The organism is Janibacter melonis (assembly GCF_020567375.1).
Classification (GTDB): Bacteria; Actinomycetota; Actinomycetes; order Actinomycetales; family Dermatophilaceae; genus Marihabitans; species Marihabitans melonis.
Genome location: NZ_JAJBZM010000002.1, coordinates 31,886 through 50,758, shown reverse-complemented (window position 1 = coordinate 50,758; position 18,873 = coordinate 31,886). Strand labels below are relative to the sequence as shown.

The following is an 18,873-nucleotide window of genomic DNA, read 5'->3' as shown; positions in this document are numbered from 1 at the left end:
CTTCGCCCGGTAAGTCGGTGGCCCGGCGGTCGCGCGACGTGGTGGGGTGGCGCCCATGACGTGGACCGCACCCGAGGTCGCCGACGAGCGACCCGACCTGGACATGACCGCCGACGAGCTGCCGGGGCTGCTCGAGTGGCTCGAGATGTACCGCGCGACCGTGCCGCTCAAGGTCGCCGGGCTCACCGGCGAGGAGCTGTGCCGCCAGCCGGTGCCCGGGTCGACCCTCAGCCTGCTCGGCGTCGTGCGGCACCTTATCGAGGTCGAGCGCTACTGGCTCACCGACGTGCTGCTCGGCGAGGACAGCCCCGACATCTACAGCCACCGCGAGGCGCCGGAGGGAGACTTCGAGCTCGGGACGCCGCAGAGCGCGCCCGCCGATCTCGAGCGCTTCGAGGACGAGGTCGCGCAGGCCCGCCGGCATCTCGCCGGGGTCGGGTCGGCGGAGGAGATGGCGAAGGGGTTGCGCCACGGCAAGCCGGTCAACGTGCGGTGGATCCTCGTGCACCTCGTCGAGGAGTACGCGCGGCACCTCGGGCACATGGACATGCTGCGCGGTGCCGTCGACGGGCGTCTCGGGTACTGAGGGGTCTGGGGTCGGTCGACTGGCTCCGCCGGACCGACGGGTGGGGGGCCGGGGTGGCCGGTCAGGCGGGGGCGACCTCGGCGTCCGTCCCGGCATCGGTCTGGGTCGTCGTGCCGAGGCGCTCCGCGGCCCGGTTGCCGCGACGCCCGGCGGGGACCGTGCCGGTGGCGGCACCGAGACCCACCACGGAGTCGACGTACATGGTCTCGATGCCGGCCGCGGGCACCGCGTAGGTCTCGTGCCAGATGCCGACCGCGCCGGGCGCGCTGCGGACGGCGCGGTTGAAGGCGCGCCAGGCCGGGACGTGCTCGGCGTCGGGGTTGCTCGCGTAGGCGTAGAGCTCGTCGGTGCTGCGCCAGTACTGGATGACCACGGGTCCGCCGGGGCCGATGGCGGTGCGCGAGCCGAGGTAGCCGAGGTGGGGCTCGAGGCCCTGCGCCGCGCGAGCCTTGTTGCGCTCGAGCTCGGCGAGCATGCGGGGCATCGCGGCGAAGACGGGGGCGAGCTTGTCGACGCGCCACCACTTCGTCGGTCGCATGCCGATGAGGAAGACGACGACGTCGCCGTCGTGGGCGTGGGTCCTGCGATCGGCCATGACTGCTCCTCCGTCGTTGGATAGTGCTGGTATCCAGTATTGGGTACTAGTACTATCCAATGTCAAGAGGGAAAGGGTCTGGCGGTGAAGATCTCCGAGCTGGCGAGCGCGACCGACGTCGGCGTGCCGACGCTGAAGTACTACCTGCGCGAAGGGGTGCTCCACGCGGGCGAGGTGCGCTCGCGCACCCAGGCGAGCTACGACGACAGCCATGTCGAGCGCGTGCGCCTCGTCCGGGCGCTCACCGGGGTGGGCGGTCTGTCCATCGCCGCGGTTCGCCGGGTGCTCGAGGTCATCGAGGCCCCGGGCGTCGGCCCGACCGACGTCATGGCCGCTGCCGCCGCGTCGTTGTACGACCCGGAGCTGGAACCCGAGCCCGAGGTCCCTGAGGTGCGACGAGCGCAGCGAGGAGCCTCGAAGGGCGACGGCTCCGCGGCCCGCGAGCTCGTCGACGACCTCGGCTGGCACATCTACCCCGACGACCCCGCCCTCACCGCGCTCGACGAGGCGTGGTCGGCGTGCTCGGACGCGGGGATCGGTCTCGACGCTGACCGCATGCGCCGGTACGCGACCTCGATGCACGGCGTCGCCGAGACCGACGTCTCGAGCGTCCCCGCCGACCCGGCCGGGGCAGTCCGCCAGGTCGTCCTCGGCACGGTCCTCGTCGACCCGGTGCTCCTCTCCCTTCGCCGCCTCGCCCAGCAGGACGTCGCCGTGCGAGCCGGCGCGATCAGCCCGCCGCCGACGGGGTAGCCGCAACCGCTTTGGTCGAAGGGCCGCTGGTAGGGCACAATGGGCGCGCTTGCGACTTCGGTCGTCGGCGCACTCACGCGAGAGTGGCGGAACGGCAGACGCGCTGTCTTCAGGTGGCAGTGTCCTTATGGGCGTGGGGGTTCAAATCCCCCCTCTCGCACCACATGCCGAAGGCCCCGGGACCACATGGTCCCGGGGCCTTCGTCGTGCCCGGGTCTTCCCTCGCTCGGCGCCCCGATCAGGTCGTGCGCTCTGGATCCGTCCTGAGGAACTCAGCGAGCGCGTTGCCCAGGAGTTTCGCGACGTTGTTGTCGTAGCCCTGGTGCGAGATCGATCCTGTGAAGGCGATGGACCCGACGCTGAAGACCCAGCCGCCACCCTCGTGACGCCGCAGCGTCATGTCAGACCTCACGTCCTCGCACTCGGCGCCGCCGACGCCCGGCCGGGTGGCCAGCAGGTCCTCGCCGGCGAGCTGGTAGTAGTCGCTGTGGCCCGTCGAGCGGGCGACGACCAGGGTGTCCTCCGGGCTGCCCCGACTGATGTCGAAGCGGTCGAGCTCGTCACCGGACGCACCGTTCATGATGAGCCCGAAGTCTCCGATGACCTCGTCCTCACCGATGCCGTCGAAGAGGAAGGCAGCCTCGGGCAGGTGGCTGTCGGGCATCCGCGCGTAGCCCGGCGCCTTCTCGTCCCATCCCTGAGCGGTCATCCCCACCCCTGTGAGGCGGTTGGGCGACCTGCCTCGGGTGCGCCACAGTCCGCCGGGCTCGCCCGTGGTGCTGTGGACGCCTTCCCATGCGGCACCCTCGGAGGGTCGGGTGCCTGCAGGGCCGCGGCGGACCTCGAGCAGGTGGGGTCGAAGCGGGTCCTGGCTGGTCACCCAGTAGAAGCCGTTGCCGCCGAGGTACATCAAGGATCCGCCGCCGTCGAGGTGACTCTCCAGAGAGTCGAGGATCTGCTCGCTGACGTACTCCGGGTGGCTACCCGTGATCACCACGTCGTAGGCGTCGAGCAGGTCGCGCGGGGAGGAGTGGAGGTCGTGATCGGTGATGATGTCGACCTCCTGACCGAGGTGCTTTAGCCAGTGCACGAGGTAGAGGTCGGCGCCGAGGTGCCTGGGCGCGTCCTGGAGCCAGGCGCGGTAGTCGGCTCGCAGGTTCGGCACCGGGCGGAGACTGGTCGAGAAGACGCAGGTGGTCCCGTCCGCATGGATGTCGTAGTGACTCAGGCCCCACTCGGGGTGATCTCGCAGGAGCAGGTCGTACGGCCCCGGCGTGACCGGGTGGTCGGTGAGTGCCTCCCCCTCGAAGTCGAGACGGTCGACCATCCGTTCGTTCGCGTACGCAACATAGGTGAAGGTTGGGAGGAGGACGGCGACTCTTGCACGCACCGATGCCGGTCCCGGCACGACGGCGAAGGGGATGACGTCCTCCTCGTCCCCCGCACGCAGGCGTACGCCGTACACGCCAGAGGCAAGATCCGGCGGCAGCTCGACGGTCGCCCCGACGTCCCAGCCCGCGTCGTCCAGGTCGTCCTCGTGGAGGTGGATGGCCGCGTACTGCTCGGGCGCACGGGTGGAGTCGACGACTCGCCGCGCCCATCGGTGCCCTGTGACGGCACGGGTGGGGGCGTTGACGACCACTCCATGGTTGTCGTTGCCGCTCGCGTCCTCCGCCACCGTGGACTGCTGCTGTCGTTCGAAGCGCCAGTCCCCGACGATGGTGCCGCCGGCTGAACGAAGGACGGGGTTCTCGACCCTCCCGTTGAAGCAGTGGCTGGGGGCCCACCGGCGACCGGTCCGGGTGCAGGTCTGCGCACCGATGACGACGGAGTCGTAGGACGCCGTGCGCCCCGGCCCCGCTCCGCGGCCTTCGCCCACGACGACGTGCTCGACGCCGTCCGGCCGTGTGACGACCCGCACGAGACGCAGGATGACGTCCTCGTCGCTCGTGCTCACCTCTGCCCGGTACCAGGTGTCACGACGCCAGCCGACGACGATCCCCACCGCTGAGCTCCTTGTCTCCACGACGAGCGACCCGGACTCGTCGACGGCGAGGACGAGGACCGGGTCGCCTACGTCGAGCAGGCTCATCACCACCTGCCGGCGACCACCGTGGGCGAGGGTGGGCTGGAGCAGCACGGAGAACGAGACACCGGAGAGCGCGGAGGCCCCCGTCAGGCCGTCGACCACGACGCAGGACCCGGTCCACGTCTGCTGCTCCGTCGCGACGACGTGCTGAGCAGGGAGGTCGAGCTCGGCGACCTGCGGTCCCGGTCCGGCGGCGTTCGTGTCGCCGTGCAGGAGCCGGATGACGTCGACCTCCACGTCGGCGATCGTCGAGCTGATCATGCAGTCGACCGAGGACCCGGCGGCGGCCGACATCCGGTCGAGGTATCCGACGAGGGTCATCGCGCTCCTTCTCAGACGTCGCACGAGCCCTGGTACCAGAGCTCCTTGCCCTTGGCGGTGTCGACCTCGTCGCTGGTGAGGATCGAGACGGGGGCGTTGACGGTCTTGTCGACCTTCTCACCCTTGATCGACTTCGCGATCTGCTCGATGGCGAGCTCTCCCATCTTGAAGGGCTGCTGGGCCACCGTGGCCTGGACGACGCCCTCCCGCATGAGCTTGACGTTGTCGACGCCCGTGTCCCAGCTGACCATCTTGACCTTGCCGACCTGGTTGGCGTTACGCAGCGCGACCGCAGCACCAGAGGAGTTGAGGTAGTTCGTCGTGTAGAAGCCCTTGAGGTCTGGGTGCTTGACGAGCGTGGCCGACGCGTTGGACTGGATGGCCGCGGGCGACAGGTCCGGGTAGGAGGTCGAGACGACCTCGATGTCCGGGTAGTCCTTCAAGGCGTCCTGAAAACCCTTGATGCGGGCCTGGGTGATCGGGTTGCTCGGCAGCGAGCCGATGGCCGCCACCTTGCCCTTGCCGCCGATCATCTCGGCCAGCTCCTTCGTGATCTGCTTGGCGCCCTCGTAGTGGTCCGAGGCCACGAAAGAGTCGTAGAGGTCGGCGTCTTCGAGCTGCGCGTCCACGTCGATGACGGTCGTCCCGTCATCTCGAGCGGTTCGCAGCGGCAGACCGCCGGCCACCGGGTCTGCCGGGGTGTAGATGAGTGCTTGTGGGCTCTTGCTCAGGACGTTCTGGACGATGGTGTTCTGGGCGGCCTGGCTCTGGTTCTGGGACGCCTGCTGCTCCCCGACGTCCATCCCGAGCCTCTTCCCGGCCGTCCGCGCCCCGCAGGCCACCTCTTGGTAGTACGGGTCACCGGAGAGGGGGCCGACGATCGCGACGGTGGCCCCTTCGACGGTGCCCGCCTCGGTGCTCGCCGCACCGCTGGAGCAGGCGGCGATCGTCAGGGGGATCGTGGGAAGGAGGAGGGCGGTGCGGGCCCGGCGGCTTCGAGCGTTCATGGTCGTGCCTTTCGTACGAGGGTGGGTCATCGGGTGCGGCGGGGAGAGCGTCGGCCCAGGCCGAGGCGGCGGACGCGGTCGAGGTACACGGCGCCGATGAGGACGACGCCGGTGACGAACTGCTGCCAGAAGGACTGGAGCCCGGCGATCACCAGACCGGCGGACAGGACGACCGGGATGGCGTTCCCGAGGACGGTGCCGCCGATCGTGCCCACCCCGCCGAAGAGGCTCGCCCCGCCCAGGAGGGCGGCCGTCGCCGCGCTGAGTGCGTCGAGCGAGTGGCCGTTGATGTTGGTCGTGCCGTAGACCGCCAGCGACAGCCAGCCGGCCAGCCCCGCGAGCAGCCCAGAGATCATGTAGATGGCTGCGAGATGCGCCTTGACCTTGATGCCTGCGCGGGTGGCGGCCTCGGAGTTGGAGCCGATCGCGTAGGTGTGTCGTCCGAACGCGGTATAGCGCATGGCCATCCCGGCGATGATCGCGATGACGGCGGCGACGACCACGACCCACGGCACCCCGAGCACGCGTGCGACGCCGAAGTCGGCCATGACCATCGGCACGTCGTTGAGGTCAGGCCCGCCGGTAACCACCTGGGCGAGCCCGAGAGCGGCGCCCAGGGTGCCGAGAGTGACGATGATGGGGTTGAGCCCGGCGTAGGAGACAAGTGCCCCGTTGATCGCGCCGAGGACAGCTCCGCTGGCCGCGGCGACGAGCAGCCCGATGATCGCGCTCGTCCAGCCGGTGTCCCCGACCGCGCGCATCGCGATGACCGACAAGACCCCTGAGAGCACGAGGACCGATCCCACCGAGAGGTCGAAGCCTGCGGTGATGATGACCATCGTCACCCCCACGGCGAGGATGAGGATGATCGCGCCGGCCAGGGCCATGTTGCGCAGGTTGGCCTCGCTGAGGAAGGTCGGGCCGTTGACGACCGTGAAGACGACGAAGAGGAGCACGAGTGCTGTCGTGACGACGAAGAGCGGGTGCTGGGTGATCCGGCGACCGAGGGGCGCCGTCAGGGTGTCGGCAGAGGCCGGTGTCTGAGTGGTCGTCGTGGTGGTCATCGCTGGTCCTCCTGGTCCGAGCTGAGGTCGGTCGTGGGTTCGCTCTCGGGGGCGGTCCCGCCCGTCATCTCGGCGACCAGTCGTTCGAGGGTGGCGTCGCGCCGCTCGATGCTCGCGACGCGCTGGCCGAGACGAAGGACCTCGACACGGTCGGAGACGCTGAGCACGTCTGTCATGTTGTGGGTGATGAGGACTACCGCCAGCCCCTGGTCGGCGACCCGACGCACCATGTCGAGCACGCCCTTGGTCTGGACGACGCCCAGTGCCGCGGTCGGCTCGTCGAGCAGGACGACGCGCTTGGCCCAGCTCACGGCCTTCGCCACGGCGACCCCTTGGCGCTGGCCGCCTGACATCTCGCGGACGGACCCTCGCCGCGGGTCGACCCGCAGCCCGAGCTTCGCGAAGTCCTCGACGGCGGAGGCAGCCATGGCCTTGTCGTCGAGGAAGCCGAGCCGACCGAGGATCCCAGGTCTGCGGATCTCCCGTCCGAGGAACATGTTCTGGACGGGTCCGAGGTCGGCCGCGAGGGAGAGGTCCTGGTAGACCGTCTCGATCCCGGCGTCCTGAGCATCCGAGGGAGTGCGGGCGAGGAAGGGTCGACCGTCGACCTCGACCGACCCCTCGTCCGGGGCGAGAGCACCGGAGAGCACCTTGACGAGGGTGGACTTGCCGGCGCCGTTGTCCCCGATGAGAGCGGTGACCTCGCCGGGCCGGCAGTCGAAGGCTGCGCCCCGCAGGGCGTGGACCTGCCCGTAGAAGACGTGGACGCCTCGGGCGGTGAGCGCGAACTCGGTGCTCGTCGTGGCGGTGCTCATCGCAGGTCGCCCCCTCCCTGAGCGCTGGGGTCAGGGACTCTCGGTCTCATGGGCAGCACGGGACGGGGCGCGAAGGGGGCGGACACCTGAGCGGTCATGACGACTTCCTCTGCTGACGAAGATCCTCGGGCGGCGGTGCCGAAGGTTGTCGAGCAGTGAACCGTCCGGTGCGGGGCGACCGGAAGGACCGATGTCTTATCTGCCGTTAAGCGGAGGTTATGACGGGGGCAGAGAGGTGCTCGGTGTCCGCGAGAGCATGTGCTGCACGAGCTGCCGTCCCGACGCCGAGAGCCTGCCCGAGCGCCAGGCGAGAGCCGTGTAGCTGATCGGCCGGTCGACGATGGGCACGAACTGGATGCCCGGTCGGTCGTAGAGCCGCATGAGCGAGGAGGTCGTGAAGCTGATGCCGACGCCGCGCGCGATGAGGGTCGTCTCTGCCTCGTAGGTGGCCGCCTCGGCGGCAATCGTCGCCGGCCGACCCTTCCTCGCGTCCGCGGCCATCCAGTAGTCGCGCCAGCGGCCGGCTGAGACGGGAGCGACGACGATCGGCTCGTCGAGGAGCTCGTCGATCCGCAGCTCCTCGCGCCCGGCGAGCCGATGGGTGCGAGGCAGGCAGGCGACCCATGACTCCTCTGCGACGACCACCATCTCGAGGTCGGTGACGTCGACGGGCGGTCGCAGGAGAGCGATGTCGGTGCTCCCGGACGCGAGGCCGGCCGTCGGGTCGGTGAAGTCGAACTCGGTGCTCTCGACCGTGATGTCCGCCAGCTCGTCCTCGACGCCGTCCAACAGCTCGAAGAGGAGGTCGGCCCCCATGCCGGTGAGGTACCCGACCCGGATCTGCGCACTGCCGACCAGCGTCTCGACGGCGTCGAGAGCGCTGTCCACCTCGCGAAGGGCGGACCGGACGTAGGGCAGCCACTCGCGCCCAACTGCGGTCAGGGCGACGGAATGGGTGTCGCGGTCGAAGAGGCGCTCGCCCACATGGCCCTCGAGCTGGCGGATGGCAGCGGAGAGCGCGGGCTGGGAGATGAAGAGCCGCTCGGATGCCTTGCGGTAGTTCAGATCGGTCGCCAGCGCCTCGTAGTACTTGAACAGCCGAAGGCTGACGTCCCTGTTCACCACGCCTCCTCATACCTCTGATAACCGCTGGTTATCTCATCATCGCAATTTTTGGCTTCCGTTGACGGTGCTTCGTCGACAGCCTGATCAGGCCGACCTCACCGGCGCGACGAGAGGAAGTCATGTCCGCCCATCACGCATCTGTCCAGATCGAGACGCCCGCCCGGCAGGAGTTCTTCGACATCACCTCGCGGGTCGAGGAGCTCGTCGCCGAGAGCGGTGTCCGGAACGGCATCGCCGTGGCCTACTCGGCTCACACCAGCTGTTGCGTGCTGCTCCAGGAGGAGTCGGAGGACGTGACCTACTACGGCACGCAGCTGCTCCTGCAGGACACCCTCAACGTCCTGGCCAAGATCGCCCCGCCGACCCGGCACGAGGGCCAGTACCTGCACCCCGGCCCCATCCACATCCGCAACGCGGGCGAGCTGCGTGACGAGCTGCCGGAGTGGGGGCTCAACACCGACGGCCACATCCTCTCGTCCATCCTCGGCCGCTCAGAGGTGATGCCCGTCGTCGACGGCGCACCGCTCCTCGGCGAGTTCGGCCGGGTCTACTTCGGCGACCTCGACTCGGTGCGACCCCGGACCCGGACCGTGCACCTGCACGTGATGGGTGACTAGCGTGCTCATCTACGCCGTCGACCTGGGGACGACCAACGTCAAGGTCGTCCTCTTCGACGCACAGCTGCGTCGGCTCGCGGTGTCGTCCGCCCCATCCAGGTACGTGACGTCGGGCGTGCGTGTCGAGTTCTCCGCATCCGCTCTCTTCGACCTGGTCGTCGACCAGATGTGGGAGTGCGCCCGGACCCAGGACGACCTGGCGGGGCACCCTGCGGTCGTGGTCCTCACGGGGCAGGCCGAGTCGCTCGTCATCAACGACCGTGCCGGGGAGCCTGTACGCCCTGCGATGTCATGGTTGGACGACCGGGCGACCGCGGAGGCCGCACACATCGGTGAGGTCTTCGGGGTCGACGAGGCCTTCGCCGTCACGGGGCAGCCGACCCCGTCCGCCACCTGGCCGGCCATGAAGCTGCGCTGGCTGGCCAGCCACGAACCGCGCTCGGTCGAACGTGCTGCGTCAGTGCTGATGATCAAGGACGAGATCGCCCGGCGCCTCACGGGGACGTGCGTGGGGGAGGTGACGACGCGGGGCTTTACCTACCTCTACGACGTGCGAGCCGGTTGCTACTGGCGGGACATGCTGGACGTGGTGGGAGTGCCCGAGGAGACGCTGCCCCCCGTCGTCCAGGCAGGTGTCGACCTCGGGCCTGTTCTGGACCACGTGGCGGAGCAGCTGCCGCCAGCGAGCTCGTACCGGGTCAACGTGGGAGCCCTGGACCACTTCTGCGCGATGGTCGGGACCGGGAGCTACCTCCCCGACGTCGTGAGCGAGTCGGCCGGCACCGTCCTCTCGCTGTCCATGCTCACCGCCGGCTGGTCCTTCGACCCGAGCCGGAAGGTCTCCTTCCATGCCGGGCTGCGGCCCGACGAGATCGTCCTCTTCAACGGCGTCGACAGCGGAGGGGTGTCGCTCGAGTGGTTCCGTCGCGAGGCGCTGGGCGGCATGCGGTACGACGACCTGGAATCCGCTCTTGTCCGAAGAGGTGACGGTGCCCGTGGCCCGATCTTCTTGCCGTACCTGACCGGCGTGAACCCCCCTGACTTCTTCACTCACGCGCGTGGGGCATTCCTCGAGATCGACCTGGGGCACACGTCGACGGATCTCGCGTACGCGGTCGAGGAGGGGGTCGCCCACCTGTTGCGCCGCAACGTCGAGTACCTCAGCCCGAGCGGCACCGGGTGCGTCGTCTCGACCGGGGGCGGGGCGTCCTCGCCCTTCTGGAACCAGCTGAAGGCCGATGTGTGCGGCATCGACGTGCTCGTCCCGGACGAGCGCGAGGCGACCTGCCGCGGCGCTGCTGCCCTCGCGCTTGTGGCGGCGGGGCTGATCGGGGACGTCGCCGATGCGACAAGCCTCGCAGCCCCGGAGACCCGGACGTACTCACCCAGCCCTGGACACCACCGAGACGAGCGGTACCGCCGTTTCGAGACGTACCTCGAACGACTGTTCGTCACCACCGAAGGAGACCGACGATGAAGCTTGCCGCCTCGTCCCCGATGATCCCCGGCCACACCCTCACCCAGAAGGCAGAGCTGCTCAAGCGGTGGGGCTACGACGCCCTCGCCGTCTTCCAGCCCCTGGCTGAGTGGGATGACGGCGTACGGCGTGAGCTCGCGTCGCTGGAGAGCCGCACCGGCATCCGTCCCGTGGAGTTCGTGCTCATCGACGACATATACGGCCACGCCATGGACCCCGATCCCGAGCTGAGGGCGCGCTGCCGCGCGATGTACCTCGACGCGGCATCGGTCTGCGCCGAGATCGGCACCGTGACCGAGATCGAGTACGAGTACGGGGCTCGGGATCCTCTACCGCTCTTCCACCCGTTCCAGCAGCTCGACGAGGGTCAGCGTGACAGGTTCCTCGACTTCTACCGCGAGGTGCTCGAGGTGGTCGAGGGCACGCCCGGCCGGGTCCTGCTCGAGCCGATCAACCGGTACGAGTGCCGGTACCTCAACCTCGTGGCCGACAACCTCGCGATGATCGAGGCGGTCGACCACCCCAACGCCGCGCTCTTGCCCGACACCTTCCACATGTCGATCGAGGAGGTCGACGTCGCGTCGTCCATCCTCGCAGCTGGCGAGAAGGTCGCTCACGTCCACCTGGGCGACAACAACCGGCTCCTGCCCGGCCATGGGCGACTGGACTGGGAGTCGATCTTCGGAGCGCTCCACGAGATCGGCTTCACCGGGGCGGTCAACCTCGAGTGCTCGACGGAGGGCGACCCCGCTGAGTCGCTCCCGGCGACGGCGGAGCGTCTGCGTGCGCTCATGGGTGCATGACGCCCGAGCTCGTCGGTCCCTTCTTCGAGATCGGTCCGAAGAACCTCATGCGACGCAGCGAGGTGGAGGCCTTGGCGGCCGTCGCCGGCCGGGCCGCAGCCGAGCACGAGGTCACCGTCGTCGTGACGGTGCCGACGGCGATGATCGCCCCGATCCGAGACGGGGATTACGGGGTGCTCGTCTTCGCGCAGGGCATGGATCGCGAGACGGCCGGGCCGTCGATGAACAGGGTGACGGCCGAGTCGCTCGTCGACGCGGGAGCTCACGGAGTGATGCTCAACCACGACGCTGACCCGCTCACCGACGAGGTCCTCACCGCCCTCGTGGGCCGAGCCCGTCACCACGGACTGCGCACGATCGTGTGCGCCTCGACCTGCGACGAGGCCATGAGGGCCGCCGACCTGCGGCCGACGGTGGTCCTCCTCGAGCCGGCGGAGCTCATCGGCACCGCGGGCAGCGGACCCCGGGACTGGGTGGGCGGGTCGACGCAGGCGATCCGCGGTCGCGCCGAGGACGTCCTCGCCATGCATGCCGGTGGGGTCGCCACGCCCGCTGTGGCCGAGGCGCTCATGGCTGCGGGCGCGGACGGCACCGGGTCGACCAGCGGCGTCGTCCACGCTCCCGATCCACTCGCAGCCGCCCAGGCGTTCATCGCCGCGACGCGTGCCGGGTGGGACCGGGCGCACCCCTGATTCACGCAACGCGATCACCCACCGTCCGACAAGGAGATCCACGATGACCAGCACACTCGACGGCCGCAGCGCCGTCATCACCGGCGGCGCCCGGGGCATCGGCCTCGAGCTGGCCCGCGCGCTCGCCGCTCAGGGCGTCGGGGTCGCGATCCTCGACCTCCTCGACTCCGTCGAGGTAGAGGCCGAGGCGATCTCCGAGGAGTTCGGCGTGCAGTCCTACGGCAGGCGGGTCGACGTCACCGACCAGGCTGCCGTCGCCGAGGCCTTCAAGGCTGTGCGCAAGCAGCTCGGCGTACCTCGGGTCCTCGTGACTGCCGCGGGGATAGAGATCAACGGAGACTCCGTCAAGGTCACCGCCGAGCAGTGGCGCAAGGTCATCGACGTCAACCTCTCGGGGACCTTCTTCTCGGCGCAGGCTTTCGGCGACGGGCTCCTCAACGCGGGCACGTCGGGCAGCGCCATCTTCATCGCGTCGATGTCCGGCTCGATCGTCAACGTGCCTCAGTGGGCAGCGTCCTACAACGCGTCGAAGGCCGCCGTGGCTCACCTCGGCCGGTCGCTCGCGGTGGAGTGGGCGGCATCGGGTATCCGGGTCAACTCGATCTCCCCGGGGTATGTCCTCACCGATCTCACCCAGGCCATCCTCGACGAGGAGCCCGCCCTGCACGACGACTGGGTGGCCCGGATCCCCCAGGGGCGGATGGCCCGGCCGGAGGACCTTTCAGGACTGGTGACCTTCCTCGCGGGCGACTCGTCCTCTTATCTCACCGGTCAGGACATCGTCATCGACGGTGGGTACACAGCGATCTGATCACCGGGTCGGTGACGACGACGGCACGTGACCCCCTTCGCACGGTTCAGTGAGCGCGAATCGCCGCTACCCACGAGGCGTACCGGCGATTCGCGCTCACTCTGCGGTGTCGATCAGGCGTCGACCGGGGTCCGGGCCGGCTCAGCGACGGTGGGGTCACCCCTTCGCTCTCCCGCGTTGCGCGAGAACCACACGGCCAGGCCGCTGACGACGTACGCGGCCACGATGTACAGACCGAGGTCGCGCGTCCCGGCGTCGGCGGTGACGAGCTCCTGCGCGACGAGAGGGGCGAGGCCGGCGCCGAGGAGGGAGCCGAGCTGGTAGGTCGCCGAGACGCCCGAGTACCGCGCGGTGGGCTCGAACATCTCCGAGAGGTAGGCGCCGACCGGGCCGAACATCGAGGCCTGGATGAGCGGGTTGCCGACGAGGAAGGCGAGCGCGACGAGGCCCGGTGACGAGCTGTCGAAGAGGGCGAACATCGGCCAGATCGCGACGGCGGAGAAGATCGCGCCCGCGACCATCGTGCGGCGCCGCCCGACCCGGTCGCTCACCCACGCGAAGAACGGGATCGTGAAGACATGCACGAAGTTGCTCAGCGTGAGCATGTACAGGGCGGTCTCGCGGGTGACGACTCCCGCCTCGACGACGTACGGGACCATGAAGACGGCGAGCAGGCTCTGGATGAAGAGCGGCGCCATGACGCCGAGGGTGCCGAGCAGGACGGCGCGCCGGTACTTCGTCACGAGGATCGCGACGGGCAGACCGGTGTGCACCTCGCCGCGCTCGCGAGCGGCCTCGAACTCCGGGCTCTCCGAGACCCGCGTGCGCAGGTAGAGACCGACGGCGACGACGACCGCGGAGAGCAGGAAGGGCACCCGCCAGCCCCACTCGAGGAAGGCGTCACCGGTCGCCGACGAGGTGAGCGCGAGGACGAGGGTGGCCAGCACCGCGCCGAAGGGGGCACCCGCCATCGCGATGGACGCGCCGATGCCGCGGGACTCGGACTTCGAGTGCTCCATCGACATGAGCATCGCGCCGGCCCACTCGCCGCCGACGGCGAAGCCCTGCAGCAGCCGCATGAGCGCGAGAAGGATCGGGGCGGCGATGCCGATCGAGCCGGCGGTCGGCATGAGGCCGATGGCGATCGAGACGAGCCCCATGACCATGAGGGTGATGAAGAGCATCCGCTTGCGACCGATCTTGTCGCCGAAGTGCCCGAAGAGCAGACCACCGATGGGCCGCGAGATGTACCCGGTGAAGAGGGTGAGATAGCTGAGCAGGATCGCCACGCCCTGGTCCATCCCCGTGAAGAACAGCTCGGGGAAGACGAGACCGGCGGCCGCCGCGTAGAGCAGGAAGTCGTAGTACTCGACCGCGGAGCCGAGGAAGCTCGAGGCCTGCGCGCGCCGGCGCTCGGTCGGCGTCGAGGTGGCCAGGGCCGCGGGCGGGGCGGCGGGCGCCGTCGAGCGGAGATCGTCGTTGATCATGGGGGTCCCTTCACGGAAGCGGTGACCGTCCTCATTGGCGGGGTCCGCGGGCGGGCGCACCAGGAGTCGTGCCACCAGGCGGCACGCCGGGCGTAGCCTGATCAGGTCGACGAAGGGGGACCCAGCATGGCACCGAAGAGGGTCACCTCCGTCGACCGCGCGGTCCAGCTGCTCGCCGTCGTCGACCAGTTCGGCACCGACGGGCTCGGCGTGAGCGAGCTCGCCCGACGCACGGGGCTGCCCAAGTCGACGGTCTTCCGTCTCGTGACGACGCTCGAGGAGAACGGCGCCGTCGAGCGGCACGAGGACGGCTACCGCACGGGCCCGCTCTTCGGCACGAACCTCGCGATCCCGAGCAACTCGCTCGTCGCGCGGCTGCAGGTCGTGCTCACGCCCTTCCTCGCGTCGTTGTACGAGGCGAGCCGGCAGACCTGCCAGCTCGGGGTGCTCGATCGCGACGAGATCCTCTTCCTCAACAAGCTCCACGGCATCCACCGCGCGCACTCGCCCTCGCGCATCGGGGGGCGGCAGCCCGCCCACTGCACCTCGCTCGGCAAGGCGCTCCTCGCCTTCGACCGAGCGGCCGCGGAGCGCGTCTGCTCGCGTCCGCTGCCCGCGCTCACGAGCCGGACGATCACCGACGGCGAGACGCTGCGGGTCGAGCTGACCCGGGTCGCGCGCACGAGGGTCGGGCTCGACGACGGCGAGACGGTCGAAGGGGTGGGCAGCGTCGCCTCGGTCGTCAAGGACGCGTCGGGGGCAGCGGTCGCCTCGCTCGCGGTCACCGGGCCGGCCGGCGCGGTGCTGGGTGTGGGCAACGAGCAGGTCGTGCTCGAGGTGTGCGCCCGGGCGAGCAGGGCGCTCGCCGCGGTCGGCGACGCCGACGCCGACGACCTCGTCGCGCACCCCCGCTCGATCTGAGGGCGGCCACTTCGCTGGTCGAGGGTGGTCTCGAGGCTCCTCGCTGCGCTCGTCGCACCTCGACCAGCACCCGCGTGCCACTCGGTGGCACGTGGCCTCGCCGGGGCGGTGTCCCCCTTCGTAGCGTCCGCCAGGACAACGCGTACATCGTCGTGCGAAGGAGCAGACATGCAGACCGAGGTGGTGATCGCCGGCGCCGGGCCGTGCGGCCTGGCACTGGCCAACCTGCTGGGGCAGTACGGCCGCAAGGTCGTCGTCCTCGAGGCCCGCGAGGACCTCATCGACTACCCGCGGGGCGTCGGTCTCGACGACGAGTCGATGCGCACGATCCAGACGATGGGCCTGACCGACGAGGTCGTCCCGTACACGATCCCGCGCCACGTCATGCGGCTCGTCAACGGCAAGGGCGAGGTCATGGTGACCAACGACCCGACGGGCGAGCCCTTCGGCTGGCCGCGGAAGTTCGGCTTCATCCAGCCGCTCGTCGACCGTGAGCTCTACCGCGGCACGCAGCGCTACGACGACGTCGACGTCCGCTTCGGCCACACGGTGACCGGTCACGTCGACCACGGCGACCACGTCGCCGTCACCGTCTCGGTCGCGCAGGACGACGGCACCGTGCGCGAGGAGACGATCACCGCTCAGTACCTCGTCGGCTGCGAAGGGGGGTCCTCGCGGACCCGCAAGGCGATGGACGTCGACTTCGTCGGGGAGTCCCCCTCGACCCGGTGGGTCGTCATCGACGTGCGCAACGACCCCCTCGGCGTGCCCAACGTCTACCTCGGTGCCGACCCGGCCCGCCCCTACGTCTCGATCGGGCTGCCGCACGCGATCCGGCGCTGGGAGTTCATGCTCTTCGACGACGAGCCGAGCGAGCGCGTCGAGGACGACGAGTTCGTCGCCGAGCTGCTGCGCGAGCACGTGCCGGACTCCGCGTTGCTCGACGTCATCCGCCGCCGCGTCTTCACGCACCACGGGCGCATCGCGAGCCACTTCCGCGAGGGTCGCGTCCTCGTCGCCGGCGACGCCGCGCACCTCATGCCAGTGTGGATGGGCCAGGGGTGGAACTCCGGCATGCGCGACGCGACGAACCTGTCGTGGAAGCTCGCGAGCGTGCTGTCCGGCCAGGCCGACGACGGCATCCTCGACAGCTACGAGTCCGAGCGGCGCGACCACGCGAAGGCGATGATCGACCTGTCGATGACCCTCGGCAACGTCATCAAGCCGACGAACCGCGTCGTGTGCGGTGCCCGCGACGTCGCCAGCCGGGTGCTCAACCTCAGCCCGCAGGTCAAGGACTACTTCGCGGACATGAAGTTCAAGCCGATGCCCTTCTACGCCGAGGGCGTCGTCGTCGAGCCGGACACCCTGCGCCCCGGGCGCCAGGAGCGCACGCGGCGCTCGCGCTTCATGACCGTGCGCAACGCCGTCTCGAAGGTCACCCCCGTCGGCACGCAGTTCATCCAGCCCCGGGTGCGCACCGCGGACGTGCACGAGGCGCGTCTCGACGACGTCGTCGGCCCGTGGTGGACCGTCGCCGCGTGGGGCAACGACCCGGCCCGCCTCTTCACCCCGCAGGAGCGAGAGCAGCTGCGGCACATGGGCGCCCAGCTGGTGTGCTTCACCTCCGAGTCGCAGCGGGCGTGGGCGCAGGATGACCTCGCCGACCCCGAGACGCTCGTCGTCGGCTGCGTCGACGGCGCTCTGAAGAGCTGGTTCGACACCCGCGCCATGGGCGTGGTCTTCCTCCGGCCTGATCGCTTCGTCGCGGCCGCATGCCTCGCTCAGGAGGCCGGCAAGGCGCTCGCCTCGCTGCGCACCGCGATGCACGCCACGCCGGTCGCGCCGGGTGCGGTCGCCGAAGCCGTCGAGGTCGCCGGTGACGCCACGCACGCCGGGGCGGCCACCCCTTCGCTCGAGGTCGTCGCATGAGTCTCTCGCTCGTCGCGATGTCCCACACGCCGCTGCTGCGCCGGATCGACCCGGGCCCGGAGATCTCCGGCGAGGTCGAGGGGGCCTTCACCGCGGCCCGCGACTTCGTGCGCGAGGTGGACCCCGAGCTCGTCATCACCTTCGGGCCGGACCACTACAACGGCTTCTTCTACGACACGATGCCGCCCTTCTGCCTCGGGCTCGGGGCCTTCGGGCTCGGCGACTACGGCACGCCGACCGGCGAGCTCGACGTCCCGTCCGAGCTCGCCGAGGAGCTCGCCGGGTACGTCCAGGGCGAAGGGGTGGACCTCACCGTGTCGCGGCGGATGGGTGTCGACCACGGCGCCGTCCAGCCGCTCGACGTCATCTTCGGCGGGGTCGACACCCTCCCGACGATCCCCGTCTTCGTCAACGGTGTCGCCGCCCCCTTCGTCCCCATGGCGCGGATCCGTGCGCTCGGCGAAGCCATCGGCCGGTGGGCGGCCGACCGGCCCGAGCGCATCCTGCTCATCGCGTCGGGCGGGCTGAGCCACGACCCGCCCGTGCCGCGGTGGGCGACGGCGCCCCCGGAGGTCCGCGAGGGCCTGCTCGACGGGCGCAACCCGACGCCCGAGGCGCGGGCCGCGCGCGAGCAGCGCGTCGTCGACACCGCGCTCGCCTTCGCCGAGGGCGAGGCCGGCATCCAGGATCTCAACCCGGAGTGGGACCGCGAGTTCATGCGGGTCTGCGCGGCGCAGGACACCGCCGCCTTCGACGCCTACGAGGCGGGCGAGATGGCGGCCGAGGCGGGCAACTCCAGCCACGAGGTGCGTGGCTGGGTCGCGGCCTTCTCCGCGCTCGGCGCGACCGGCCGCTACGAGGTCGGCTACGAGTACTACCGCCCGATCCGGCACTTCATCGCCGGCTTCGGGGTCATGACCGCACGACGAGAGGACACGCCGCGATGAGCGAGCTGACGTACGACTCCACGAGCCGGATGGTGCAGACGCGCCAGTGGCGGATCCATGTCAACGAGGCCGGCAACGGCCCCGTCGTCTTCCTCCTGCACGGGTCCGGCCCGGGCGCGACGGGGTGGAGCAACTTCTCGCAGAACATCCCGGCGCTCGCGCGCGACCACCGCGTCATCGCCGTCGACATGCCCGGCTGGGGCGAGTCCGACCCGGTGTCCTGGCAGGACCGCGACCACTCGACGGCCCTCGCCGATCTCATGGACGCGCTCGAGATCGACCGCGCGGCGGCCGTCATCGGCAACTCGATGGGCGGCGGGACGACGCTGCGCTTCGGGTACGAGCACCCCGAGCGGGTCGAGCGGCTCATCACGATGGGCTCCTCCTCCGGCGGGCCGACGCTCATGGGTCCGGCCGGGCTCACCGAGGGGCTCAAGGTGCTGCAGAAGGGGTATCGCCAGCCCTCCTTCGAGACGATGCGCGAGCTCGTCGACATCATGACCTTCGACTCGACCTTCGCCACCGACGAGCTCATCCAGGGCCGCGCCGACATGGTGCTGGCCCATCCCGAGCACGCGAAGAACTTCATCGAGGGCACGGGCAAGCGCCCCGTCGTCGAGCTCGACCACGCTCGGCTGCGCGGCATCACCGCGCCGACCCTGCTCTTCCACGGACGGGACGACCGGGTGGTGCACTTCGAGCACTCGCTGCGGCTCACGTCGCTCATCCCCGACTCGCGGCTGTACCTCATCAACGGGTGCGGTCATTGGCTGCAGACCGAGCACGCAGAGGAGTTCACGAGCCAGGTGCTGCACTTCCTCCACGGCTGAG

General features: G+C 70.0%; 18 protein-coding genes and 1 tRNA gene. 12 read left to right on the top strand and 7 right to left on the bottom strand.

The window, feature by feature from the left end; all coding sequences use genetic code 11:
* Positions 1–55: 55 nt before the first annotated feature.
* Positions 56–586, top strand: a complete 531-nt coding sequence (locus tag LIV55_RS06300; RefSeq protein ID WP_229299659.1) for a DinB family protein — start codon at positions 56–58, stop codon at positions 584–586.
* A gap of 61 nt (positions 587–647) precedes the next feature.
* Here the strand turns inward: LIV55_RS06300 and LIV55_RS06295 are convergent, their stop codons facing one another.
* A complete protein-coding gene (locus LIV55_RS06295; RefSeq protein WP_229299658.1) occupies positions 648–1,181 on the bottom strand; it encodes a DUF4188 domain-containing protein in 534 nt (177 codons plus the stop codon).
* Between the two features lie 84 nt (positions 1,182–1,265).
* Between LIV55_RS06295 and LIV55_RS06290 the strand changes: the two genes are divergently transcribed.
* Together LIV55_RS06290 and LIV55_RS06285 are read left to right on the top strand one after the other, a co-directional pair.
* Complete coding sequence (locus LIV55_RS06290) at positions 1,266–1,934, top strand: MerR family transcriptional regulator (RefSeq protein ID WP_229299657.1); 669 nt, start codon at positions 1,266–1,268, stop codon at positions 1,932–1,934.
* Between the two features lie 77 nt (positions 1,935–2,011).
* A tRNA-Leu gene (locus tag LIV55_RS06285) sits at positions 2,012–2,097 on the top strand.
* Between the two features lie 75 nt (positions 2,098–2,172).
* Here the strand turns inward: LIV55_RS06285 and LIV55_RS06280 are convergent.
* The 5 genes from LIV55_RS06280 to LIV55_RS06260 all read right to left on the bottom strand — a co-directional run bounded on the left by LIV55_RS06280 (position 2,173) and on the right by LIV55_RS06260 (position 8,352).
* Positions 2,173–4,344, bottom strand: a complete 2,172-nt coding sequence (locus LIV55_RS06280) for a N,N-dimethylformamidase beta subunit family domain-containing protein (RefSeq protein WP_229299656.1) — start codon at positions 4,342–4,344, stop codon at positions 2,173–2,175.
* A gap of 11 nt (positions 4,345–4,355) precedes the next feature.
* Complete coding sequence (locus LIV55_RS06275; RefSeq protein WP_229299655.1) at positions 4,356–5,351, bottom strand: substrate-binding domain-containing protein; 996 nt, start codon at positions 5,349–5,351, stop codon at positions 4,356–4,358.
* 26 nt (positions 5,352–5,377) lie between these two features.
* Positions 5,378–6,415 (bottom strand): ABC transporter permease, encoded by a 1,038-nt coding sequence (locus LIV55_RS06270; protein ID WP_229299654.1) that lies wholly within the window; start codon positions 6,413–6,415, stop codon positions 5,378–5,380.
* Positions 6,412–7,230, bottom strand: coding sequence for an ATP-binding cassette domain-containing protein (locus tag LIV55_RS06265; protein ID WP_229299653.1), 819 nt, complete (start codon positions 7,228–7,230; stop codon positions 6,412–6,414). Before LIV55_RS06265 ends, LIV55_RS06270 begins: the two co-directional genes overlap by 4 nt.
* 216 nt (positions 7,231–7,446) lie before the next feature.
* A complete protein-coding gene (locus LIV55_RS06260) occupies positions 7,447–8,352 on the bottom strand; it encodes a LysR family transcriptional regulator (protein WP_229299652.1) in 906 nt (301 codons plus the stop codon).
* Between the two features lie 122 nt (positions 8,353–8,474).
* Between LIV55_RS06260 and LIV55_RS06255 the strand changes: the two genes are divergently transcribed.
* Genes LIV55_RS06255 through LIV55_RS06235 form a run of 5 tightly spaced genes read left to right on the top strand, consistent with a single transcriptional unit; the run spans position 8,475 to position 12,755 of the window.
* Positions 8,475–8,972 (top strand): secondary thiamine-phosphate synthase enzyme YjbQ, encoded by a 498-nt coding sequence (locus LIV55_RS06255; protein ID WP_229299651.1) that lies wholly within the window; start codon positions 8,475–8,477, stop codon positions 8,970–8,972.
* A 1-nt stretch (position 8,973) separates the two neighbouring features.
* Positions 8,974–10,449, top strand: coding sequence for an FGGY-family carbohydrate kinase (locus LIV55_RS17125; RefSeq protein ID WP_229299650.1), 1,476 nt, complete (start codon positions 8,974–8,976; stop codon positions 10,447–10,449).
* Positions 10,446–11,252 (top strand): sugar phosphate isomerase/epimerase family protein, encoded by an 807-nt coding sequence (locus LIV55_RS06245; RefSeq protein WP_229299649.1) that lies wholly within the window; start codon positions 10,446–10,448, stop codon positions 11,250–11,252. The genes LIV55_RS17125 and LIV55_RS06245 overlap by 4 nt, the downstream gene beginning before the upstream one ends.
* Positions 11,249–11,944: a triose-phosphate isomerase gene (locus LIV55_RS06240; RefSeq protein ID WP_229299648.1), complete on the top strand. Its 696-nt coding sequence runs from the start codon at positions 11,249–11,251 to the stop codon at positions 11,942–11,944. The genes LIV55_RS06245 and LIV55_RS06240 overlap by 4 nt, the downstream gene beginning before the upstream one ends.
* A 43-nt stretch (positions 11,945–11,987) precedes the next feature.
* On the top strand, positions 11,988–12,755 hold the full coding sequence (locus LIV55_RS06235) for an SDR family oxidoreductase (protein WP_229299647.1): 768 nt from the start codon (positions 11,988–11,990) through the stop codon (positions 12,753–12,755).
* A gap of 113 nt (positions 12,756–12,868) precedes the next feature.
* Here LIV55_RS06235 and LIV55_RS06230 read toward each other — a convergent pair whose 3' ends face one another.
* Positions 12,869–14,242: an MFS transporter gene (locus LIV55_RS06230; protein WP_229299646.1), complete on the bottom strand. Its 1,374-nt coding sequence runs from the start codon at positions 14,240–14,242 to the stop codon at positions 12,869–12,871.
* A gap of 126 nt (positions 14,243–14,368) precedes the next feature.
* Between LIV55_RS06230 and LIV55_RS06225 the strand changes: the two genes are divergently transcribed.
* The 4 genes from LIV55_RS06225 (at position 14,369) to LIV55_RS06210 (ending at position 18,872) form a co-directional block, all read left to right on the top strand.
* Positions 14,369–15,163, top strand: coding sequence for an IclR family transcriptional regulator (locus tag LIV55_RS06225; RefSeq protein WP_229299645.1), 795 nt, complete (start codon positions 14,369–14,371; stop codon positions 15,161–15,163).
* A gap of 168 nt (positions 15,164–15,331) precedes the next feature.
* Positions 15,332–17,095: a bifunctional 3-(3-hydroxy-phenyl)propionate/3-hydroxycinnamic acid hydroxylase gene (locus LIV55_RS06220; protein WP_229299644.1), complete on the top strand. Its 1,764-nt coding sequence runs from the start codon at positions 15,332–15,334 to the stop codon at positions 17,093–17,095.
* Positions 17,092–18,042 (top strand): 3-carboxyethylcatechol 2,3-dioxygenase, encoded by a 951-nt coding sequence (locus LIV55_RS06215; protein WP_229299643.1) that lies wholly within the window; start codon positions 17,092–17,094, stop codon positions 18,040–18,042. Before LIV55_RS06220 ends, LIV55_RS06215 begins: the two co-directional genes overlap by 4 nt.
* The gene (locus tag LIV55_RS06210) at positions 18,039–18,872 is read left to right on the top strand and encodes an alpha/beta fold hydrolase (RefSeq protein WP_229299642.1); all 834 of its coding nucleotides are present in this window, start codon (positions 18,039–18,041) and stop codon (positions 18,870–18,872) included. Before LIV55_RS06215 ends, LIV55_RS06210 begins: the two co-directional genes overlap by 4 nt.
* Position 18,873 lies beyond the last annotated feature (1 nt).